General features: G+C 67.7%; 23 protein-coding genes and 2 pseudogenes. All 25 read left to right on the forward strand.

The genetic code is table 11. The features are described from left to right. The first annotated feature begins 702 nt into the window (after positions 1-702). A complete protein-coding gene (locus KUTG_RS51495; protein ID WP_043727461.1) occupies positions 703-1,401 on the forward strand; it encodes a hypothetical protein in 699 nt (232 codons plus the stop codon). Between the two features lie 629 nt (positions 1,402-2,030). Beyond that, complete coding sequence (locus KUTG_RS51505; protein WP_157495410.1) at positions 2,031-2,693, forward strand: hypothetical protein; 663 nt, start codon at positions 2,031-2,033, stop codon at positions 2,691-2,693. 378 nt (positions 2,694-3,071) lie between these two features. Beyond that, positions 3,072-3,731: a hypothetical protein gene (locus KUTG_RS51510; protein WP_157495411.1), complete on the forward strand. Its 660-nt coding sequence runs from the start codon at positions 3,072-3,074 to the stop codon at positions 3,729-3,731. Between the two features lie 6 nt (positions 3,732-3,737). Then, positions 3,738-3,962 (forward strand): hypothetical protein, encoded by a 225-nt coding sequence (locus KUTG_RS60215; protein ID WP_157495412.1) that lies wholly within the window; start codon positions 3,738-3,740, stop codon positions 3,960-3,962. An 83-nt stretch (positions 3,963-4,045) separates the two neighbouring features. After that, complete coding sequence (locus KUTG_RS51515) at positions 4,046-4,255, forward strand: hypothetical protein (RefSeq protein ID WP_043727466.1); 210 nt, start codon at positions 4,046-4,048, stop codon at positions 4,253-4,255. Between the two features lie 220 nt (positions 4,256-4,475). Then, positions 4,476-5,171 carry a hypothetical protein gene (locus KUTG_RS51520; protein WP_043727468.1) on the forward strand — a complete coding sequence of 232 codons (696 nt, stop codon included), beginning with the start codon at positions 4,476-4,478 and terminating at the stop codon, positions 5,169-5,171. Positions 5,172-5,374: 203 nt separating this feature from the next. Further along, positions 5,375-6,511 (forward strand): hypothetical protein, encoded by a 1,137-nt coding sequence (locus KUTG_RS51525; protein WP_198047664.1) that lies wholly within the window; start codon positions 5,375-5,377, stop codon positions 6,509-6,511. Then, positions 6,499-7,251 (forward strand): class II glutamine amidotransferase, encoded by a 753-nt coding sequence (locus KUTG_RS57690; protein ID WP_157495413.1) that lies wholly within the window; start codon positions 6,499-6,501, stop codon positions 7,249-7,251. The genes KUTG_RS51525 and KUTG_RS57690 overlap by 13 nt, the downstream gene beginning before the upstream one ends. 739 nt (positions 7,252-7,990) lie before the next feature. Then, positions 7,991-8,461: a hypothetical protein gene (locus KUTG_RS51535; RefSeq protein ID WP_157495414.1), complete on the forward strand. Its 471-nt coding sequence runs from the start codon at positions 7,991-7,993 to the stop codon at positions 8,459-8,461. A 429-nt stretch (positions 8,462-8,890) separates the two neighbouring features. Beyond that, positions 8,891-9,334 carry a hypothetical protein gene (locus tag KUTG_RS51540; RefSeq protein WP_043727471.1) on the forward strand — a complete coding sequence of 148 codons (444 nt, stop codon included), beginning with the start codon at positions 8,891-8,893 and terminating at the stop codon, positions 9,332-9,334. Positions 9,335-9,585: 251 nt separating this feature from the next. Beyond that, entirely contained in the window at positions 9,586-9,906 is a 321-nt protein-coding gene (locus KUTG_RS51545; RefSeq protein WP_157495415.1) for a hypothetical protein, read from the forward strand. 191 nt (positions 9,907-10,097) lie between these two features. Continuing rightward, on the forward strand, positions 10,098-11,153 hold the full coding sequence (locus KUTG_RS51550; RefSeq protein WP_157495416.1) for a DUF4192 domain-containing protein: 1,056 nt from the start codon (positions 10,098-10,100) through the stop codon (positions 11,151-11,153). Between the two features lie 207 nt (positions 11,154-11,360). Beyond that, a complete protein-coding gene (locus KUTG_RS51555) occupies positions 11,361-12,770 on the forward strand; it encodes a hypothetical protein (protein WP_198047665.1) in 1,410 nt (469 codons plus the stop codon). 71 nt (positions 12,771-12,841) lie between these two features. Continuing rightward, positions 12,842-13,309 (forward strand): hypothetical protein, encoded by a 468-nt coding sequence (locus KUTG_RS51560; protein ID WP_043727478.1) that lies wholly within the window; start codon positions 12,842-12,844, stop codon positions 13,307-13,309. Then, entirely contained in the window at positions 13,306-14,283 is a 978-nt protein-coding gene (locus KUTG_RS51565; protein WP_052396443.1) for a DUF932 domain-containing protein, read from the forward strand. Before KUTG_RS51560 ends, KUTG_RS51565 begins: the two co-directional genes overlap by 4 nt. Positions 14,284-14,727: 444 nt before the next feature. Next, a complete protein-coding gene (locus tag KUTG_RS51570) occupies positions 14,728-15,087 on the forward strand; it encodes a hypothetical protein (RefSeq protein WP_043727479.1) in 360 nt (119 codons plus the stop codon). Positions 15,088-16,301: 1,214 nt separating this feature from the next. After that, positions 16,302-17,042 carry a hypothetical protein gene (locus KUTG_RS51575; protein WP_043727481.1) on the forward strand — a complete coding sequence of 247 codons (741 nt, stop codon included), beginning with the start codon at positions 16,302-16,304 and terminating at the stop codon, positions 17,040-17,042. 287 nt (positions 17,043-17,329) lie between these two features. After that, positions 17,330-17,785 (forward strand): hypothetical protein, encoded by a 456-nt coding sequence (locus tag KUTG_RS51580; RefSeq protein WP_232241392.1) that lies wholly within the window; start codon positions 17,330-17,332, stop codon positions 17,783-17,785. A 563-nt stretch (positions 17,786-18,348) separates the two neighbouring features. Further along, the gene (locus tag KUTG_RS66905) at positions 18,349-18,561 is read left to right on the forward strand and encodes a DUF4326 domain-containing protein (RefSeq protein WP_369794690.1); all 213 of its coding nucleotides are present in this window, start codon (positions 18,349-18,351) and stop codon (positions 18,559-18,561) included. A 181-nt stretch (positions 18,562-18,742) separates the two neighbouring features. Then, complete coding sequence (locus KUTG_RS51585) at positions 18,743-19,249, forward strand: single-stranded DNA-binding protein (protein WP_043727486.1); 507 nt, start codon at positions 18,743-18,745, stop codon at positions 19,247-19,249. Between the two features lie 51 nt (positions 19,250-19,300). Then, a pseudogene (locus tag KUTG_RS66910) lies at positions 19,301-19,403 on the forward strand (30S ribosomal protein S18); the annotation flags it as partial. A gap of 151 nt (positions 19,404-19,554) precedes the next feature. Further along, positions 19,555-19,719: pseudogene (locus KUTG_RS57695) on the forward strand (50S ribosomal protein L9); the annotation flags it as partial. Positions 19,720-20,647: 928 nt separating this feature from the next. Continuing rightward, a complete protein-coding gene (locus KUTG_RS60225; RefSeq protein WP_157495418.1) occupies positions 20,648-20,878 on the forward strand; it encodes a hypothetical protein in 231 nt (76 codons plus the stop codon). A 195-nt stretch (positions 20,879-21,073) separates the two neighbouring features. Next, positions 21,074-21,463 (forward strand): hypothetical protein, encoded by a 390-nt coding sequence (locus KUTG_RS51595; RefSeq protein WP_043727488.1) that lies wholly within the window; start codon positions 21,074-21,076, stop codon positions 21,461-21,463. Between the two features lie 112 nt (positions 21,464-21,575). Next, positions 21,576-22,056, forward strand: a 481-nt coding sequence (locus KUTG_RS62775) for an NADAR family protein (protein ID WP_052396444.1), incomplete at its 3' end; no start/stop codon positions are given.

Raw genomic sequence — 22,056 nt, forward strand, 5'->3', positions numbered from 1 at the left:
CCGGGTTCCCTGGCGCAGCGATGCGCCTGGAGACCATGAGGAACAGCACAGCAGGACCAGGGATCAATTGGGAGCCCGCGTCTACAACTACGACGACCCCGGTTCCTCCCTGGCTCGCACAAGCCGCACCTTCACCGCCCTGAGGAACCCTCGCGCGATTGGCGGGATCACCGCACGCGGCGCGACGTACGCCGGGCTCCACCAAAGCTGAGCTCCGGCAGCGACCTGTGGGATTCTGAGTCGGACGACAGCATGTTCTGTCGCACGGTGCGCCTTCAGCAAACGCCGTCGACCACAACGGCCAGCCGGACTTGCTAGCTCAGCGGCCAACGATCCACTCCACGCCTGAGAACCGAGGTGTGGCACAGGCCACGGGGCCGCAGTCCGAAGCCGACACTCGGCTTATGAACGAGCCGTCCGGGCCGTCCTCGGCGGGGACAGGCGCTTTCCGGCTGGACACCGGCATCGCCCACCCGGTGTCCAGCCGGTCCCTGACACGCAGGGGCCCTGCGTTGTGAGGCCCACGTCGCGACCAAGGGCGGCGCGCGACGGACTCCCGCTGGGACAAATAGTTCATTGCCTGCGACTGCGCCGATGCCGCACCGCCGCCCTCCACCCCGGGCCTGTCTCGACCATCGAGAACGCCACATTCCGCGCGACCACTCGATCGCCAGTGCACCGATAACCTCGCCGGGAGACACCATGGCTCACACCGAACAGCGGGACGAGCAGTACGTCACTGCCGCGAAAGCCACACTGCACCCGCTGCCCGATTTTGGCTACCACGGGGACAAGAATCTGTTTCGCAGCTGGGGTTTGCTGCCGTTCACGCAGCACCGCGACTCGCACACCGCTGACCGCAGCAATTACCGCACCATTCTCGCTGCCCTTCAACAACACGCAGCCCAGGACACCGCCGACCGAGCCGGGGAGGCACCCGACCTGGTCGAGGACATGCGGGCAGCATGCTGGGCGCACGGCTGGCGCGAGCACATCCTGTGCCGCGTGCTGATCGACGACACCGCCGACATCACCATCGCCAACCTGACCCACGTGTTCAGGGTGGCCGTGGACATCGCCCAGCGCCTGATCGAGCATCCCATCCTCGACGAAGACGACCTCGGTAAGCTGGAAAGCGAGGAATCCTGGGAAGCGTTCGACACAGCATGGAACGGCATCCTCTGGATCGAGGTGTCTCCGAACTTCACTGATGAGCAGATGAAAGACGCCGTCTACCGGGAACTGACCGCGGCCGGGCTGCCCGATGGGTTCAGCGAGCAGGAGATCGTCGCGGCCGTCATCGACTGGACCTGGAACGAGGCTTGGGAGGACTACGCGCGGGTTTACGCGGCGCAGCTTCCACTATTCGATGTGACACTCACGCCGTCTCCCCGCGCGTGACGGCGATGGCGTCGATACCGGGGATTGCACCGCAGGCCGCCATTTCAGCGCCTACCAGGTGAGCGGATCACGTGCACTGCGCCAATGCCGGACAACCACGACAGGAGCCCGAAATGGCGAGGCCAGCCAGCAGCACCAAGGCGCAGCACGCTGAGTACCGGCGGGCGCTGGCAGTCGGCGGCCAGGCCCACGCGACCGGCGGCATGGACTGTCCCACGCACCAGGCGCTCGACGCCTATGCGCTGTGTACCACTGCGGCGACGGTCGAGGAGGTCTGCGGCGGCTACCACACGCAAGACGACGCGGGCCCCATCTGGGAAGGGATTGCCCGAGCCTCTTAACACGGCTACTGGTTCGTCTGAAGGATCCCGACCGAGAAGGCGATGCGCAGCTCCCGCCACCCGCCAAACCGCAAACCTGACACACAGTAGGCCCAGGCGTAGCTGCCCGAAGCCACACACGCCCCATGAATGAGCCGTTCGAGGCATCCCCGCTGCGCCCGAACTGGCTTCCGGCTGGACACCGGCGTCCCCCCACCCGGTGTCCAGCCGGCCCACCCTCGATTCGTCCACTCGGAACGTGCCGCAACCCACTCTGCGCACTCAACCCATCTGTCCGACCCGGACGCAATGTCTGTGCCCACTGCCCTAACAACCATCCCTGACCCACACTCGGGAGCGCTTGTGACCACCTTCACCGGGTACTCCATCACCAGCACCGACGATCTTCAGCCTGGCTGTGTGGTGATCTCGGAAAGCTACGTTCGGTGGAAGATCACCGCCCGCAGCGCCCTCGCCAGCAATCGTGAGCCCGTGTTGACGCTGAACCCGATCGACGACCCCGTCAGCATCGCTGACAGTCTGACCCACCCCCGCGCCGACACGGTCCAGGTCTCCTCATACGAGCTGGCAGCAGACCCGGACAACGAGGTCCGGTGGGGTTGCGTCCCCGCGGACGACCAACGCGCGGTGATGACTCCCACCCAGTGGTGGAACGTGCTCGCCGCGCACCACCGGGCACCCGACCCGCGAACAATCGTATGGGCCGGCCCGGCCCCGATCGCAGACGCCGACCTCGCCGCGAACGCGACGATATTCGAGCCCCACAGCAACGCGGTTCCGCACCCGGAGTTCCGAGACTGGCTCCGCGACTACGCCAGCCGCGTCCCGATCGCCAACCTCGAACATCGGAAACGCACGGTCCTGAGTTGCCTACCCGGGTACGCGCGCCCCGGAGCACTCGCCTGCTGCTGGCACCTTCCCCGATTCTTGGACGCCGCTCACCCGTCCTAGTCAGGTGGAGGGCAACGGCCAGCCACCAGCTCCTCCTCCCCGCCACCGCCGGGCATGTCGTCGGCCGCACGGCCTGGGCACAAGCAGCACACGCCGGCCGGAAAACCCTGAAGACACACCACGCGGCGACCGCCGCCCGCCACGCCACGCCACGCCAGCAACATACCCAACGTCATCAACGGCAAGCACGTCGACGACGCGCTCGGCGCCGAATCCGTCTGTATCACAGGAAGCTTTGCGATGACTGAGCACACCACCACGCCACGGCCCACACCGGCACTGCTGACCGCGCCGAGTTGGCCGCTGGGCTCCGCCAACTCACCCGAGCACCACCAGCCAGCCCGCCGCGTCCTGGCCCAACCGGCCCGCCCGACCACGATGGGCAACACCATCCTCCATTTCGGAACCCACCCCACCGCCAGCGGCAGCGAACTCTGCGACAGCAACGAGATCCTGCTTACGCCGGGAGAGCGCGAAGAGTTGATCGCCGCCCTGATCGCCCAGCGCGACACCGTCCGCACGCGCGTCGACGCCGCCTGCGCGGAAAGCGTTGGCCACACCGAACTAACCCCGGTAGAGACGATTACCGCGAGCCTGTTGCGGACATGGTCCGCAGCGAATCGCACCACGATCGTCCAGTACGCCAAGGGCTTGGTGGCCACAGCAACACCAGCCGTGAACGACATCGAGCAGTGGGCGACGGTAGCGGCGGCACTGGGCCTGCCCGCAGGAATTGACGCGCGAGTCGACGGTGCCTGGGTGACGCTCGACGAACAGGCATGGCGGACCGGCATCGGCGCCGTGCACGCCCTCGGGCACGGCCGGGTCGACTCCGCGCACGACGACGATCCCTTCGATGTGTTCCGGCCGTGGTCGACCCGCCACCCCTGGATCGTGCGACCCGAGCATCTGGTCCTGCCCGACGGCGACTCGGTCGCCCTGGGCGACTACGTCACCGCCGTCACCGGGAACACCGCGCAGGCCGCCATGATCATCGTTCGAGCGGCCCTCGGCCCCTCCGCAGACACGAGTCGGTGACCCGCGATGACCATCACCCGCTACGGGCACCGCACCCGTGACGCGCCTGTGCACGCCGTCGGCCGGAACCACGCCAGCGGCATGCTGCTCAGCACCACCCCGCGCCGATACCTGTTGGCACTGGCCGCCTCCTGGTACGACCACACCCACGCGTCACGAGACCGCATCGTGCTCCAGACAAGTGCCCGGTCTCGTTTCTTGCCCCCGAGACCAGCAGGGAAAGCGACCTGATCCACGGCGCGTGCTGGTTGGCCGTCGCAGCTTCGCGCAGCCTGGCCGCGATCGCGACGCGCCTGGCCGAGGACCCGCACTGAGTGGCCTGCCTCGACAATCCCGCGCAGGTGCCGGTGCGCCTGGGCTTCGAGACCGACGCGGCGGTCGCTGTCCTGAGGATGACCGCCCCGCAGGCCGTTCCCGCAGCTGTGTGGCCGCAGGTGGACGCCGACGACCGCGCGGTGCTGGCCACTGTCTGTTTCGACGAGTTGGCCAGGGCCATGGCAGCTGAGTGGGCCGCCGTCGGGTAGCCCAGCCGCGGTCACCAGCCATCGGGAGTCGGGCCCCACAAGGCCGGTCCGCGCCCCGCTGTGCCGGGTTGAGGGGCGTCGCCGTAGCGCGCTAACGCCACCAACCGAGCAGCCGGCCCGCCCCACCGACTGCCACCGGCCCTGGCCCTCCAGTAGCCCGGTCTCGACCGTTAGCGGTCGGGCTGACTGCCCACTCCGTCCCACTTTCGGAGGCGCCCCCATGCACACCATCAGCCTTGACGATCTACCCGCAATACAGCACGTCGGTGCCGACAGCGGCAAGCCGCCCAGCGGCTGGGCACCACGCGATTCACTGCGCATCGGCATGCTGGCCGAAGTCCACCAACGGTGGGCCGTCATCGTGTACATACGGCCGAAAAACGACACTCTCGCGGTCCAGTTGCGTGAAGTCGACGGCAGCCACACCGTGCAATTCCTCGCCGACGGCGGAGGGATGTACGTGCGGCTCGACGTCGTGGTCGACCTCGGCGACCACCGGGCGCCGCTACTGCTGCCCATCCACGCCGGCCCGTCACCACGCCACCTCGGAGTCGGACCGGTCCCTGCCCACGAACTCACCGTCGGCACCGAGGTCATCTGCTGGACCGCTGCGGCGACCAGCGGCCAGCTGGCGACACAGACACCGTGCTGCGGCCGGCGCCTCACGATCGCCGCCGTCCGCGGTCTCCACCAGTTCGCCGTGTGCTGCAAGCACTCCCGAATCTTCGGCTGTGTCGTGGAGCAGGACCTCGACGGTGGCGACCAGGCCACCTTCACCGTCCTCACCGACACGGTCGCGGTCGCGTCGCACCGTGGCGTATCGCCACGCACGCAACACCGGCGCGATGACAGCGGTGCGGCATGCCAGGCCAGCCCACTCCTGGCGGTTCTGGCCGAACCACTCGGCGGGAACTGACCAACACCCAGCAGCAGCCCGACACGGTTCATAGTGATGTTTCACGTCTGCTGACAAGGCCGAGATACCTAGCGGTCACGACGACACCGCGCGGAAGCGTCGGGCCGCTGCAGTTTCGTTCCCCAGCCGCACTCTCCGCGCCGCCGCACGCCACTGAACATCCGCCACCGCAGTTTCCTTCCCAAATAGGAGGTGTCCTCGCTGTGCCCGAAACCACACTAGATGACCCTTGGTTGCTCGGCGCCTACGGACAACCGAACCCGGACTCGACCGCGTCGACGCGCGAACACACCGATGGTGCGCTGCGCTGCGATGACGAGGAGGCGCGATGCGCCCGCTGCGGCGGCTGCGCCGCCACCACCGGGCGGACTGTCGACGACGACGACGTCTGCGATTCATGCGCCGCCCGACACTACACACGCTGCGAGAGCTGTGATCTCCTCGTTGTCGACGACGAGGTCGAGAACGCCGCCGACGACACCGAGCTCTGCGGCTCGTGCGCGAACAGCCGCTACTGGAGCTGTGAATACTGTGACAGTCTCATCAACCGCGGGGACCACTGCGACTCGTGCGCCCGCGACCTCTCCGCCGACGGCGTGATCCAATCGTACGACTACACCCCGGAACCGGACTTCCATGGTGAGGGACCGTCATATTTTGGCATCGAGCTCGAGCTCAGCGCAAATTCCGGGCACTTGCGTCGCTGCGCCGACCTCGCTGCGCAGCGCCTCGGAGATGTCGGCTACCTCAAGAAGGATGACTCCATCAACTACGGCTCCGGCTACGGTTTCGAACTGGTGACCCATCCGATGTCCTACCCGTGGGCGATGGAGAATTTTCCCTGGGACATCCTTGAGGAGCTGGACCGAAATGGATGCAGCGGCGGCGGCAACGGGCTGCACGTTCATCTCAGCCGTGCCGCGTTCGGCTCCGCCACGCACAGCTACCGGTGGATGCAGTTCCTCTATCGCAATGCCGGCCAGGTGATCACCGTTGCCCGACGGGTGTCCGATGAATGGGCGGCGTTCCACGAGGCAGACCGACGGCGTGTCAAGGACTACGCCAAGGGCGCACGAGACGGCGGCCGATATCGAGCGATCAACACCGGGAACGTCGACACCTTCGAGCTGCGTATGTTCGCGTCATCACTGAAGCGTCAAGAAGTTCAGGCCGCGCTCGCGCTCGCGTCCGCTTCAGTCGAGTACACCCGGGTCCTGAGCGTGTCCGACATTGTCCGCCGTGGCGGATGGACGTGGGCTGCGTTCACGGTCTGGCTTCAGGAACGACCCGAGTACGCGCCGCTGGCGAGGGAGATAGACGAGCGCTCATGTGCCTGCTGACGTTCTGCCCGGAAGGGGTAGTACCCGATGTGGACGCACTGGCTATCGGTGCGTGCGTGAACCCAGATGGTCACGGGTTCGCAGTGGTCTCCGGTGGTCGGATCATCGTGCGCCGCGGCCTCGACGCCGAGCGAGTCCTGGCTGAGTTCAAGCGCGTCCGCAGTCGGCACCGCAGCGGACCCGCGCTGTTTCACAGTAGGCTGGGCACCCACGGAGGGATGTACAGTCGCAACTGCCATCCGTTCCGAGTAGGTGGCGACGGTCGCACTGTCCTTGCGCACAATGGGATTCTTCCACCCCTGGTGCACCCGATGGATGGGGACGTACGTAGTGACACCCGCATCGCTGCGGAGGACTTCCTGCCACAGCAACCGTTCGGCTCTCTGGACAGTCGCTTCGGTCATGAGCTGCTCCGTCGCTGGCTTGGCCCGTCGAACAAAATGGTCATCTTGACCGTCGATCCGCTGTACCGCAGAAGCGCGTACCTCCTCAACGAGGACAGCGGCATCTGGCGTGACGATGGCGCGTGGTATTCAAACCTCAGTTTCCTCTCGGCCGCACTGGACTACGACCATCTCGCCGCAGACGAGGATCTGTTCTGCGGCCCGTGCTCGACGCTCACCGCGATCGATCCGTTCAGCGGCTGCTGCGCTGTCTGCGGCAGCTGTCCTGATTGCGATGAACTGGGTGGCTACTGCTCCTGCTACCGGCGAACGTCGCTGGGCAGAGCAACAAGCTAGAACAGGCCTGACCGCCAAGCAGATCGGCGGGATCACGCTTATGGCCCCGCGCTTGGCCGCCACCCGAGTGTCCAGCACGCTGAGCCGCGGCAGCACCACGGCCGCCAGCTGCTGCCTGCGTTGGGACGCCGGCGGAAGACGGTCGCCCTCACCCGCGGACTGCAGCCGATCGCCAGTTCACCGCCGACAAGCTCGCCAACTCGGAGCCTTCAACGAGGACGGCCGTGCCTACCACCGGCGCGTGTGCCTGGTGGACGAGTGCCGGCACAGTTCCCGCCAAGACTCGCCGCGCTGCTGCACAGGCCTTTTCCGGGACACATCCAGTGCCTGCTGGCCGAGATCGCCTACCTGTACTCGACCGATCCGAAGGTCGTCTCCGCCGCACTCATCGATGCGGTCGACGATGGCGCGGAAAGGCTGTCGCTGTTCAGTGCCACCCGCCACCGCTACACGTGTTCTGCCGCGACCAGAGCAGCCACTGGCTTCCGTACAAGTGCTTCCCGTCACGGACCTTCGAGACCTGGATCCGACCACCATCCCTGCCTAGCCACTCGCGGCACTCGCCGGTCCCATCGCAGCCCTGCGGTTGTGGGTCGACACCCGGCCGAGCTCTGCGTTGATCCCACCGCCGGAAGCACGCCGGACGCTGAGGACTCGATGCCGTCGCGGAGGCTGAGCGCACGCGGATGAGGACTTGTCCAGCGCCGCCACCACATCCGACTCCAGGAGGACCCGGCTCATGGCTGAAAGCGCCACGCATCTGTCATCCATCCAAGGCGAGCAGTGCCACGACACCGAGCGGGCACGAGCGACAGAAGACGCCATCGACGACTACGTCGAGAGCGCCTCTGAGTGGGTCCTCGCCTGCCGAGAACGCGGGGTTCACGAATTTCCCACCATCAAAGAGATCGGCATCGCCTTCACCGCAGTCAACCGTGACGGGCTGTTCGTGCGCGAGGTGCTGTGCACCCGCTGCGGGCTGGCCGTCAGGACCGAGAACTGGGAGGGGTTCAAGCGCGGAAGGCGCAGCCGATTCCGAAAAGTCAGTTCCGATCTGAGATACCTGAAGGGCCGCAACGGAGAGAGGTACTTGGCACCACCAGGGCAGGGGCGTATGACACCGCGTCAGATCGCGGACGCGATCGCCTCGAAGGTCCTGCACGATCAGAGCTTGGTGGAGCTTCGCAAATCGCTGAAGCCCAGTGAATAGAGCAGATGTCGCCCCGGCTCAGGCGTCGCGCACGCGGGCGACCGCGCCGCGGCCCAGGTGAGCTCCCGCTGGCCTGGATTCGCCTACCGGCCCTCTCCCCGAGATCTGAGGTCGGGAACACGCCGGCGACGCGAAAACCCCACCGCACAAGCTTGTCTTCCCGGCGCATACGGCCACGCCGAGCCGATGTGGGGTCGCCTTGCGCCCGACGGCACACGCCACGACAGGAACAGTGTCCACGTGAGGCAGTCGATGCCCGTGACACGAGCATAGATCGGCTCTAACCGGCACTGATTCCTCTGGCATGAATCTTCCCGCCATGACCCCGTTGACTTCGCCCGGACGGGCCGCCGCTCACGCGGAGAGCCATCCACACCGTGTACATCGAGCGATGTGACGGGGCCGATGCCCAGCCTGAAAGGGTCACTCATGTCCGATCCGCCCCTGACTGTGTGGATCATCGCCCGACACGACCCCTCCGCGGACCCTGAACCCGTCGCTGCCGTAACCGATAAGAACCTCGCCTGCCAGGCCCTGAGCGACCTGGGTCCGGAACACACCGTGCTGTACGAAGTCCCACTGCTCACCGCCGATAGCGGACACGCCATCGTCGCCTGGTGGAGATGCACAGCCACCGTAACCGCAACCGCCACCGCCATCGGAACCCCCACCCGTATGCCCGGCGCCGCGCACGTGCTCCACGCCGGACAGGTCCTGCACTGCACCGAACATGTCGTCATCGACACCGAGGCATCGCAACTCGAACAAGCGGTCAACGGCACACGCGTGCACTACATCGACACCTTCGCCACCAGCCCCACCCGCGCCCGCGCCCTCGCGGAAGAACGCGCGCACCAGCTACACGAAGCCTAGACACCCCACGGCGAACACCTCCATCACGACGTGATCGCCGCAGCTCCACACAAAACCACGCAGCACGGCCTCGCCATGGGCTTCCCCGCCAGGGGAGGGGCTCTCAGCGCACAGGTGCGGAACCACCTGCTGAGGGTGCACCACCAGAGGAGGACTCCGCAGTGGATGACACTCGATCCGACGGCCGAATCTACGGCATGTACGCGCCCCCGACCCTCGGGGACGGCCTACTGGTCATAGCCGGCCGGATCATGCAGGACCTCTCCGACATGCGAGACACCATCGCATCAGAGGGACCGCAGGATCCCCGTCCAGTTACCGACAAGGTGAATCTCACCGCCGCGGTGATCGACCGCACCATCTCGATCAACGTGTTCCTGTACCGCGACGACTACGCCGATCTCGACCCGAAGCGTGCCGCCGCGATCCGGAACAAGGTGGCGACGATCGCCAAACGGTACAACTGGAAGCACCGGACGAATCACGCTGACGTCCGATTTGTATTGCGGTGCAGCGTGAAAGTCATCGACACCAGCCTGCACCACCTGGTCGCCGGAGCGCTGATCGGCTAACGCCGTGAAGCCGTCGTGGGACGGCAGTCGCATGCCGTCCCACGACGCTCCTCACCAGAACAGCGCCGGAGCGCGGAACCACTGACCGGCCACTGAGGACTCCCGCACGAGCGGGACAACCAACTCGACATTACCACCACCACAGGACCACCGAGCCCTCCGCGCCGCCTGCACGCGTACCCAACCGCACCGTGAGCGAGCGGTTCCCCAACCACGCCGAAGCCACAGAGAGCCGCATGCGCCCCGACATCCACTCCCTCGCGCCCGCACAGCTGCTGTGCACCCTTGCCGTCACCGAAGGCCACCACCTGCACAGCGACATCCGTGCCCTCTACGTCCGCGGCGCCCGAACCGTCGCCGCACTGCACGAGGCAATCCCGTTCGCGCACGACTACCGACTCGCCGCCCAGACGATCGCTCGCCGCGCCAGCACCGAACACGCTGACCAGATCCTGCTGGTGATCGTCGGCCCGCAGCTGGCCGACGCCGACCCCACACCCGCAACCCACCGAGCCCTGGTCGAGGTCACCGGTCAGGAATGCCAGCACGCCAGCGTGGGGCTGCGGGCCCTCTGGTGCGCGAACACCACACCAGGTGCGACGTGGGCCAGCTACGACACCGACGCGCAAGGAACCGTGGCGCCGATCGAGCAGTCACCGGAATTCACTCCCGGCCAGGTCGGCCCCTTCGCACACCTCGCCGATCTCCGCCACGCAACGCACGAGGACGACCCCGAGCACACCGCCCGACTCGGCGCCCTCATCGACGACCACCTCACCTCCGGTGAGGCCGACACCGACCCGCCCGCGATCCTCGCACGCGTGCAGCACATGCTTGACGGCCACCAGACTCCCGACACCGACGAGTGCCTGGTCGATCTCGCGGTCGGCCTGGGCGACTACCTGATCCGCGACGCCCTGATCCACCACACCCTGCGCCGTCCGCTGGGCCGGTCCGAGGCACTGTGGCTCGCCCTCACCCGCACGCTTCCCGCACCCGAACGCGCCGACGCCGCCGTCCTGCTCGCGATCTCAGCACTGCGACGCGCCAACCGCGCGCTGTGCGACACCGCCGTGAACACCACACTCACCGCAGCCCCCAGCCACCCTCTCGCGATGCTGCTGCGCGACGCATGCGACCAGCCGGACACGTGGCCCCGTGTGATCGCCAGCCTGCACGGGATGACCGAGGCCGCGCATCAGCACCTGTCGCTGCCGGCGCCGCCGCCCGACGAGAGCCACGACTGAGCACGCACTCTCCGCACACGAGCACCCCGACGATCAGTCGCAGGAGGACCGGTCGGCCCTCGCACCGCGTCGACCCGCCGACAGCCCGGACGCATGCGACGTGGTCGAGCCTGGCCACGCGACAGTCGTACAGGCGCCCACCGCTGGCTCCGGGCGGATCCGGCGCCGTGGCGCATCCCCACCCGCCGTCGGGAGCTGCGGCGACCCGTGCCCGGCGTACAGCGGAGTGCGCCTGGTCCGCACGGTGCGCAGACGCGACGCAGGGCATCGCGGGCCGTGCCCTGCCAAGAGGTCGGTCAAGACCCACCCTCGCGCGCCAACGGTCGCGCGACCACATCGAAAGGAACCATCGTGCGTCGCACGTCCCACCACCCCTACACCGAGGCCCAGCGCGCAGAACTCCAAGGCAAATACGCCGCCCTGCTCACTCAAGCAGAAACGGCTCTGGCCGATCCCGTCGTCCGCGAGGCGGTCGACGACCAGTTGGCGCAGGCCGCCCCCAGCATCGCCAACCAAACCCCTGTCAACCGGGCGTTGCTCATGCTGCAAGGCCAGCATCGCGACATTCCCCTGACCGACATCGACACCTACGACGGCTGGCGCGCACACGGGCGGCTCGTCCGGCGCGGCGAGGAAGCACTACGGATCCTTCCCCACGGCAGCCGTCCCGAAGGCCTCCGTGCCAGCCCGGACGGAACCCGCCCACCCATTGTCATGCTGGCCGTGTTCGACATCAGCCAGACCAGCGACACCAACCACGCCGGAGCGGTCCCGACCCCGGACCGCGAAGCGTCCGCGGCGACCACCGCGGCAACCCGCCCTCGTCCACGCTCAACGCCGGCGCAGACCACCGCCACGACCACCCGACTCCGGACGATCACCTCAGCCCTCAACGCCCTCGGCTTCGACCTCGAACGCACCGGCAGCGCAGTGCGCGCCGACAGCGTCGCCCGCCGCGTGTTCGTGCCCGAGCACCTCACCGAGGAACAAGCCGCGCAAGCTCTGCAACGCCTTCGCCCGGCCATCGAGCGCGAACTCGCCGCCGACGCCACCATGGACACGCGCCCACCGGCGCGTGCCGCAGACCCCACGCCTCGGCCTGCCCTGCTGGCCCGTCCCCGCCGGGGCACGGACACCTCGGAGCCGGCCGCCCGTCCCAACACCGCAGGGGCGACGGCACCCGTGACAACCCGACAGCCCGACGCCGCCACCCCGTCCGACGGTCCCGCAACCCCACCGACGCAGCCTGCGGCAGCCGGCCAGGAACCCCAGCTGCCCACCGAGCTCGCTCAACAGTGGCCGGACGCAGCGGACCTGATCACGCGTTCACACCACCTCTCGCCCACCCAGCAGACAGTGCTCGAGGTCTACCAGGCCGAGCACCCCGCTCACGTCGTGGCCGCAGCCCAACGCGAAGTGATCGCCGCCGCCGTGGCCGCCGAACGCGACCAGGCCTACCGCATCGCCGCAGCCTCACCGGCCGGCCTGGCCGCAGCCGCCCTCGTCGTGCGCGACACCGTCAGCGACCGCAGCTTCCAGGCGCTCGTGCAGCCGTGGGCGCACGTGCTCGCGACACCCGCGTTCGGCTGCGCGACGGGCACTCGCGCCGCCACATAGAACAGGCGCCCACCACCTCGGCCGTCATCCACTGTCCGTCCTGAGTCACACCGCGCCATCAGGAGGAACGGGTGGACACACCCGACGACTACCCCTACATCCGGGCGCTCGGGCGATTCCTTTTCCTGCCCGAACACGAGATCGACCGCGAAGTCGCCCGTGCCCGCGCTGCATGCGCCCCCACCACCGTCGCCTACCGCACCGCAGACAACCAGTGGATCACCGCCAGCGAACTGTTCCAGGCCCGTACCCACCTCCCCGTGCCACCACTGGCCGACCTCGCCGCCGTCGTGATTCGCGACCGCATCCACACAGCCCTCGAACACCTCGACGCCACCCAGGGACCCCTCGACGGCGTGATCCTGCGCCCTGTCGACGAATCCACCCTCGCGCTCCACCACGCCAGCGGATGGACCGTCCGTGTGTCCGTCGCCGCGGACACACCGCCGCCACGCCCCGCGCCGACCGCCCCTGAGCCAGCCATCGCCGCATCGCCCATCCGCGAGCCCGCCCGAACACACACCGAGGAGTCCTCATGACCACCACGCGCTTCGTCACCCCGCCGGACCAGCGGCGGTTGCCCTGGCTTGAGCTGGGCACCGACGTCAGCGGCGCCTTCAACGCCTACGACGCCATGGTGACGGCGAACCTGACCGGCTGGGACATCCGCAAGCTCCGCCAAAGCGCTTGTGAGATCACCGAGCACGGCGCTGTCCGCGTGGACAACCCCGACAAGGTCATGCTCGTCTACACCGATCCGGCCACACACGCGGTCCGCTACCTGTCGACCGTGGGGGACAAGTACGGAATCCACCAGAACGAGGCCGTCGCGAACCTCATCGACGCGCTCGTCGCGGACACCGGCGCCGCCGGCTGCACGAGCGCCGGAACGCTGCACGGCGGCCGGCAGGTGTACGTCACCATGACCCTGCCCCACGTCACCTCACTGGGCGGATTCGACAATGTCCGTTTCGTCATCGAGACCTCGACCTCCCACGATGGCACCGCCGCCTTCCGCGTCCGTCTGGTGCCCTACCGCCAGATCTGCACCAACGGCCTGCACGTGTCGATGGACGGGTTCGTTAACGAAGTCACCATCCGCCACACCAGCAACTCCCAGATCGACGTCGAGGCGGTCCGGGCGAAGCTGCCCAGGTTGTACGAGTACGCCGCCGAGTTCGAGAACCGCGCGGCACGAATGCTGGAAACCCGGATGAGCGACACCGAATTCGATGACCTCATCACCGCGGTCTGGCACACCGACAGCGCTGCGACCGGAGCGCGCGCGGAGAAGAACGCCCAGCGGCGTAACGAAGCGCTGCACTGGCTGTGGCGATCCGCCGACACCCAAGCCGGGATCACGGGCACCCGATGGGGCGCTTTTCAGGCCATCACCGAACACCTCGATCACTCCGCCCGCACCCGCCGTGCCGACGACCGCGCGACCCGGGTCCTCACCAGCAGCGACCTGGCGAAGAAAAAGCAGAAGGCGTTCGTGCTGCTGACTCCCTGACCGTGCAACCGCCCCGCGATCAGCACGTCGGACTGGACGGCACGGGCCCGGAAAAGCCCGGATCGACCTCGAAGCCGGAGAGTCGCAGCCTCGAACAGCGGCGCCCGCAGCGCCCGACCTAACAGGCGCCCAACCACGGCCGAGTGTTCCGGCAAACACGCGGCCGATCCGTGACCGCCTGCCCCTGGAGCGCACCGGCTCAACGCCGGGCCCGGCCCCGGCCCGCACCCTCGCCAGCGCACCGCCCCGGCGGCCTGTCCTGCTCAACCCTGCGCGCCACCACCGTGGTGGCACAGATTGTCCTGCGCCACCACGACTCACGCCACAGCGCAGCGCCGTTCATCAGCACGTGCCCACCCGGGCCACCTGCCCGCCGACATGTCCGCGAGGCGTCCCACACCACTCACATCGACCTCGACCCCTCCACCTACTCCGGGGCCCTCAATGGAAAACCCGACCATTAGGCATATCACCGAGATCTCCAGCGCTAGCCTGCAGGGCGTCTACCGCCTGGACCGCTTCTACCGCGTCGGCCCCATGACACTGCGCGTGGTGGTCTCCCGAACCGCCGATCCGAGTTCCTCCACGGCGACGCTGTCACTGTTCACCCCCGAGAATGCCTGGCGATTCGTGGCCGACAGCCCTGGGACCAGTTGGCATGACCGCACCCCGCTGTGGGGCCAACGAGCCGACTCTCCCGGCTGGACGAACGGTTTCGACACGTTGCGGCAGATCGCGGACGCACTTCTGAGCCGCAGCCTCACGACCATTCCCGAACTCACGAAGCTCCAGGAACTCGAATGATCAACCAGGCCGCCACGGCCCACGGCGTCCGGTAGCGCCTGCCGAGCCGATCCGCACCGCTACAACTGGCCGCGACGCCCCCTTTCGGCCGCCGACCGCACCACCCCCTGATCACGACCACCACGAGGAAGGAACGGCGATGCCGCCTGCATCTCCCTGGTTCACGCCAACCACCAACCCCGGCGCAGCCGCCTCGGCCCCCGGGTCACCCATGACCGACACCCCGATCTACGCCGCCCTCGCGGCCGCCTACCTGCATCCGAGCGACCCGACCGAACCCCTGTGGCCCACCGAAGATGAGGCTCGTGACGCCTGCGCGCGAAATCGACCGCATTGTGTCCCCGCCGGGCTGCTCCAACCAGAAGCCGCTGATGCACAGGGAGCGATCGGTCCGAGCTCGCACACGGTCACCGGGGCGCCGCCCGACCTCCGGTCGTGACCGCCTTGGGCCGGCCAGCTCCAGGCCACCCCGTCGGCCCGCATGCCCAGCACGCGCGACCTCCGGCTCAACGCGCCACGACCGCCGACACCACTAGGGACCCGTCGCCCACAACGCTGGCGCTCTACATCACCCATGGCGGCAAAGCCAAACTCCTGCTCCCCGCGCCGGCTACAGGCTCTATACCGGCGCTCAATTCCGCACAGTCCTTCCCGTCCTGTGCGCCCAAGCACGGCTTACCGCGCGACGCAACCTCCACGCGCGCGCGCTGATTCTCTCGCGGCACTGCGGTTTTGTCGCCCCAGGCACCCTCATCGCCCCATACGAGCAGCCTCACCCCCGGTCGGCCGCTCTCACACCACACACCGTCGCGAAGCAACTCGCGGACAACGTCGTCGGGCATAGCCACGTCACGATCCACGCGTACACCACGCGAGCGAATGTCGCGCTGCTTCGAGCAGCGGCGGCAACGCTAGCTGCCCACACGGCTGTCGAACTCGATGACGCTTTCGCCACCGCCCACGGAATCGGCTACCAGAAACAGGTGATCTCCCACCTGCGCCGTGAACAGGAGCAGCGAATGGCCGAGTACGGCTGGCACCTGTGACAGACGACGCCGCACCGGAGACAGCGTGGGTTCGCAGTGCCGTTGAGCGATCCGGAGAAGCCGTGCGGGACCTGGCGGGCAGGGGGCGGCGCGGACCTGCCCAGCCGGTGGCAGGCCGAGGATTCTGTGCGGAAACCGACCGCGAGCTGACCGAGGAGGTGCTCGACGATGACTGACAAGACCGTTCGCGTGGTGGGCTACACCGAACTGTGGGAGCGGATGCGGCGCGTACTCGCTGTCGAGGGAGACCAGACCTACGTCGGGTGGATCGAGTCCGAGCCGCCGCCCGCCTACTTCGGGCAGGACGGGCAGCCCGACATGCTGTTCGGCCACGTCCTGGCGGGCCTCGGGACCACTCCCGAGCAGGTGACGGCGGACTTGCTGCCCCACAACGAAAGTGAGCCGCGCACGATATTCGCCGCCGCCGGGTTCCCCCTGACCGTGGAAGCGGGGTGGTTGGCGGAGGGCGTGTGGATCTACGAGATGCGTAGTGTGTACTGGACCCGCTGTATCGGTAAGCGCGAAGACCATACCGCGGATAAACCTGACTGGGTGACGCAGGACGCCGTCCCCCTGGCCGAGATCGAGGGGACTTCGGGCGAGGTTCCAGTGGACGTCACCGCCATCACGGCGGCGGTCCCCACGACACGGCCGTCGGCCATGACGATTTCCTGGGCGCGCCAGATCGGCTACAACGTGTGGATGCGCGCCGCCGAGCAGGCGGGGGAGGGCACCACGTGGACGGTCACCCGAGCCACGTTCGATGTCGACAGCGTGCCCGTAGATGCCTCAGCCGCCGACGACAACGTGTGCGCCGCCATCCTGGTGGACCACCGGTGGTACGTGATCGAGCGCTGCGGCGATACCGTCCGCGCCCGCCTCGTTCCGATCGACGGCCACGATGACTAGCCAGCTGAGGAGGCTGCGGACGGCCCAACCCGGTGCTGGTGCCGAGCGTCCCATCCGCCGAACCACGAGCTATCGAGTGCGGTCAATCCGCGCTGTACTCAGCGCCTGCGAGCCGGCATGGCCCCGGGTTCACGATCCACGACGTCGACGCGCGCCCGACAACGGTCACCAGGCGGGATGTCCCCACTGCGGGACACCCCGGCTTCCGTTGCGCTTGAACGAGAGGAACATCCATGTCCACCAGGCCATCCAATGGGCCGACGGTGAGCATCGCTGACGCGCTCGACGTGATCGCCGACATGCTCAAGCGCGAAGCTGATTCGGACCTGGAGGGTGCCCGCGCCAAGGTGTGGACCGAGGCCGCGGTCTGGCTCCACCAGTACGCAAACGCGGCCCGGCAGCAGACGGCCACCAGTTACGGCGTGGTGACCAGGCTCGATGGATGCTGTATGTGGCTCGACCAGCGTCGTCTCGAAACCGAGGACCTCGCCCTGGGCGAGGCGTTCACGGCGCTGCACGACCGGCTCAAGGCCTACACGCAGGGGGACAACTACCGCGTAACCATGCGCGCCTACGACGACACCAGCCACTCCCTCGCCGTGCGCGCGACGACCCCGACAGAGGCCGCACAACGCGCGCGACGGCTGGACCGGTTCTACCTGGTGGGTACCGATGTCCCTTCCGTCGAGTTCGTCGAGGTGACCTCGGTGGCAGTCATGACGCTGGCCGGACCTCGCCGTTGAGCGGCCGCGCACGCCCGGTCCGGACTGAGGACCCCGTGGCGCGACAGGTACCACCATCTCGAGGTCACCTTGGCCCCTGACATCGGCACCGCACCAGACGCCACACCGCCTCCGGAACACCTCGTCTCATCGAGCGAGCCGTCCAACGTGATCCGCTACGCGAGATTCTTCCCGTGTGGCCACTCGGCCACCCGCACGCAGCGTCGGTCTGCTCGGGCGACAGCCGTTCGGTGACACAAACTGAGCCAGCCCCATTCCCGATGCATCCACAACTACCCGCGGGAACTGGGCCCAACAGGACGCCGGTCGCCGACACGCTCGACGACCTGGCCAACCACCTGGAACGTGGTCTATCCACGGCAGAGAATCCGACCCTGGCGTAGGTGACGGGACCATTGCAGCACTGCGGGCCAGCGCCGGCCGAAGCCCGCAGTTCGATGTCTTCATCCGCGATCGATCCCAGCGAAGCCGTGGATCGCCGGACGGCCGTCTGCGTGACGATGCCCCATTGTGTACACCTGACCGGGATTACGTGAGCCAAGCAACCTGGTCTCTGGCTTCGAATAGACTGTGCTGCGAAGGCGAGGAATCCTCTTATGCTGGGGTCGGATGGCGATCGACACGCCGTGATCCGCCATCACGAAGAATCGCTTCCACAGCAGGATTCACCGACGGCCGCGCCCGACGATCTCCGCAGAAAGGCCCATGGATGTTCCTGCGCGCCGTGGTGTCATGGCGACGACATCGCCGCCACCAGCCGGGCCGCCCGCGCGTGACCTCCAGGCCTCCCAGTCGAGAGATGACGACCGGGCCGAGTCAACCGAGACCCGACCATGCAGCACGACACATCGCACCATCAACCCCTGGGCCAGCTGACAGAATGCAGTACCGATCGAGTCACGCCAGTCGATCACCGATCTGCACGAAACCATAGATACACATAAGAAAGGATCAGTCATGGCTGGAGAGACGGTAATCACCGTGGTCGGAAACCTGACCGCCGATCCCGAGCTTCGCTTCACTCCCTCCGGCGCCGCTGTCGCCAGCTTCACCGTCGCGGCCACGCCGCGCACGCTGGACCGGCAGTCCGGCGAGTGGAAGGACGGCGACGCGCTGTTCATGCGCTGCAACATCTGGCGCCAGGCCGCCGAGAACGTCGCCGAGTCCCTCACCCGGGGCGCTCGCGTGATCGTGACCGGCCGGCTGCGCCAGCGGTCCTACGAGACCAAGGAAGGCGAGAAGCGCACCGTCGTGGAGCTCGAGGTCGACGAGGTTGGCCCGTCCCTGCGGTACGCCAACGCCAAGGTCAACAAGGTCCAGCGCGCAGGTGGCGGTGCTGGCGGCGGCGGTGGTGGTTTCGGCGGCGGCGGTGGCGGCAACAGCGCCCCGGTCGACGACCCGTGGGGCTCCGCGCCCCCGGCGAGCTCCGGCGGCGGCGGTTTCGCCGACGAGCCCCCGTTCTAGATCGCGGCCCAGCAGACCTCATTCACGTAGAAGTATCCAGGAGAAGACCCCATGGCGAAGCCGCCTGTGCGCAAGCCCAAGAAGAAGGTTTGCGTTTTCTGCAAGGACAAGGCCAGCGCGAACCTGATCGACTACAAGGACACCACGCTGCTGCCCAGTGACGTCTCACCACGGCAGTGGACGGTGATCGCGGCCTGGGAAGACGGTGAGTACGTCGTGGCCAACCCGGAGCGCGGTGAAGAACTCGCGCGAGATGGCGCTGCTGCCCTACACCTCGACCGCTCGCTGAGAAAGGAGTCGCACCGATGAAGCTCATCCTCACCACCGATGTCAGCGGTCTCGGCGGCCCCGGCGACCTGGTCGAGGTCAAGGACGGCTACGGCCGCAACTACCTGCTGCCCCGCGGCTTCGCGATCCTCGCGACCCGTGGCGCCCAGAAGCAGGTCGCGACCATCCGTCGGGCCCAGGAGCCCCCCGGCGAGCTCCGGCGGCGGCGGTCTCGCCGACGAACCGCCCTTCTAGGTCAACGAACTGCTACAGACCCGGCCCGGACATGGCGAGCCGGGCCGGGGCTGCCGCGAACCCCAGCAACTCGCATCGCTCTGGCCAACGAGAGAGGTCGCAGATCACCATGCAGGTGCAGGACATTCATAACAACTGTGGCCGCCGGTGCAGTCTTCCCAGTGACGTCTCACCACGGCAGTGGACGGTGATCGCGGCCTGGGAAGACGGTGAGTACGTCGTGGCCAACCCGGAGAACGAATTCCGGTTCGTGAAGCTCCGCGAGCTCAGGAACTTGTACTGACTGGCTGTGGGGCGCGTGGCTGCACGTGAGAGCGATTCCCCATGCGATCACACCCGCTGTGGACTGTTCACACACAACATGCCGGCGGTGCGCGCACTGCCGGCACGCGACGCCACGCCGAGCGTGCGACGCCACGGGTTTGGCTCACTAGCTCATGGCGTACCCGCCGACGCGCGAACACGCCCGGCCCGCCGGCCGCCAGCCGGAACACGACCTGTCCGGGCACCATCTCGACCGGCGCGCTGTCCACCACGCCACCGGCGGCGAGTCGCAATCCTGTAAGCGTCCCGCGCCCGTCGCGCGCCAGGCCGCCCGATCACGTCGCGGAGAGACCTCCACCTCCGCATGGCCACTATCCACGCTCATCAGCCTGAGCGAGCCGCTGCCGTTCCTGGATGAGTACGGCCACAACACAGCCGTCGCTGTGATCGACGGCCCGCTGCAGCCGACGGGTCACCCTCCTCAGTGGACCTATCGTGACGCTGACCCAACAGGACGACGCCTGAGCCATCACCCACGACGGCGGTGAGACAGACATCGACGCGCTCGCCGAGCTGGCGAGCCAGCCCGGTGACACCGACGGGGTCACGCTGATGTTCGCCACGCTGTGGCACGCGGTTCGCTCGATCGGTGATCACCACACCATTGCCGCCGTGCGCACGGTGGAGCGGGCCTTGGTAGACGCGCTCGACGCGCTCATGATCCATCCGTTCTCATCAGGCGGCTCTCACCGCGAAACATCCAGTGTCGACGCGCGCCCACAGGTGCGGCCCGATGTCGACCCCCCTACGAGGCGGCCGCCGCACGGCCGACAGTGGCCTTGAATCGACGCTCCAGCATCGACCACTGGCAACCTTCAGATGGTGCAAGGACCGTCGTAACGGCATGTCCGCCAGCGGTCCGACGAGATCGACGGTGCGCGTGGTCGTCCCGGACGGGGTCGTGCTGTGTAGCGCCGGTGATGTTTCTCGACCTGACATCCGCAACGACCACGTACACCGCCACCGGAGGCACATTCCATGAAGGACACCCTGACCATCTCCGTTCCCGCCACCACAGTGGACGCCCGACTCGCCGAGCCAGCGCCGTCGCTGGACGGGATCGGCCGCGTTACCTCCGTCGGCGTCGTCGGCGGCGCACTGCGAGTGTCGCTCACGCTCACCAACGGCGTTGCCATCACACTCACCGAGGACGTCGGATCGATGGTGGTCGTAAACCGCGACGACGAGGTCCTGCAGCCCGACCAGGTGGCCGCGCTCGTCGACCCGTTCGCCGACACCGACCACGTCGACCGCGAGCTCGACGCGCTGTGGCTGGCGGCGACCTCGCTCGTCGACGCGGCCACGGCTGCGGCCGTCGACGCGGTCGCGCCGACACTGATCGGCATCCTCAACGCCGGCGCCCGGTGACCAGCCACGGCCCGTCCGGGCAGCGCCATCGTCGTGTCCGCCTCGCGGCCCGCCGCGCCGTCCCTGCTCGCCTGCTGTGTTCGTGCATTGGCTTCCACGGAGGACCTTCCCGATGACACCGTCCACACTGCCTGAGCTCCCCATCCTCGACCTGGTTGACGGCTTCGACCGCGAGTGGTGGTTCCTGTCGAACTTCGCGTTCTCACCGCTGCTGTGGGAAGGAGTCTGGTACGCGACCGCGGAGGCCGCGTTTGCCGCCGGCAAGACCGTGGATCCAGCGCTGCGACTGTGGATCTCACAGGTCGTCCCCCCGCGTGAGGCCAAGCGCCGCGGACGTCAACTGGCGCTGCGCCCGCAGTGGGACACCTCCCACCGCTATGCCGTCATGCGGCAGGTGTTGCGTGCGAAGTTCACCGACCCCGGGCTGCGGACCCGACTGATCAACACCGGCGCCGCGCTCCTGGTCGAGAGCAACACCTGGTGTGACACGCAGTGGGGGAGTTGCGTGTGTCAGCGACACCGCGCGACACCCGGCCACAACCACCTCGGCCGCATGCTGATGGCGTTGCGGGACGCGCTCACGGCCGTGCCGG

The sequence above is a fragment of the Kutzneria sp. 744 genome (assembly GCF_000568255.1).
Classification (GTDB): Bacteria; Actinomycetota; Actinomycetes; order Mycobacteriales; family Pseudonocardiaceae; genus Kutzneria.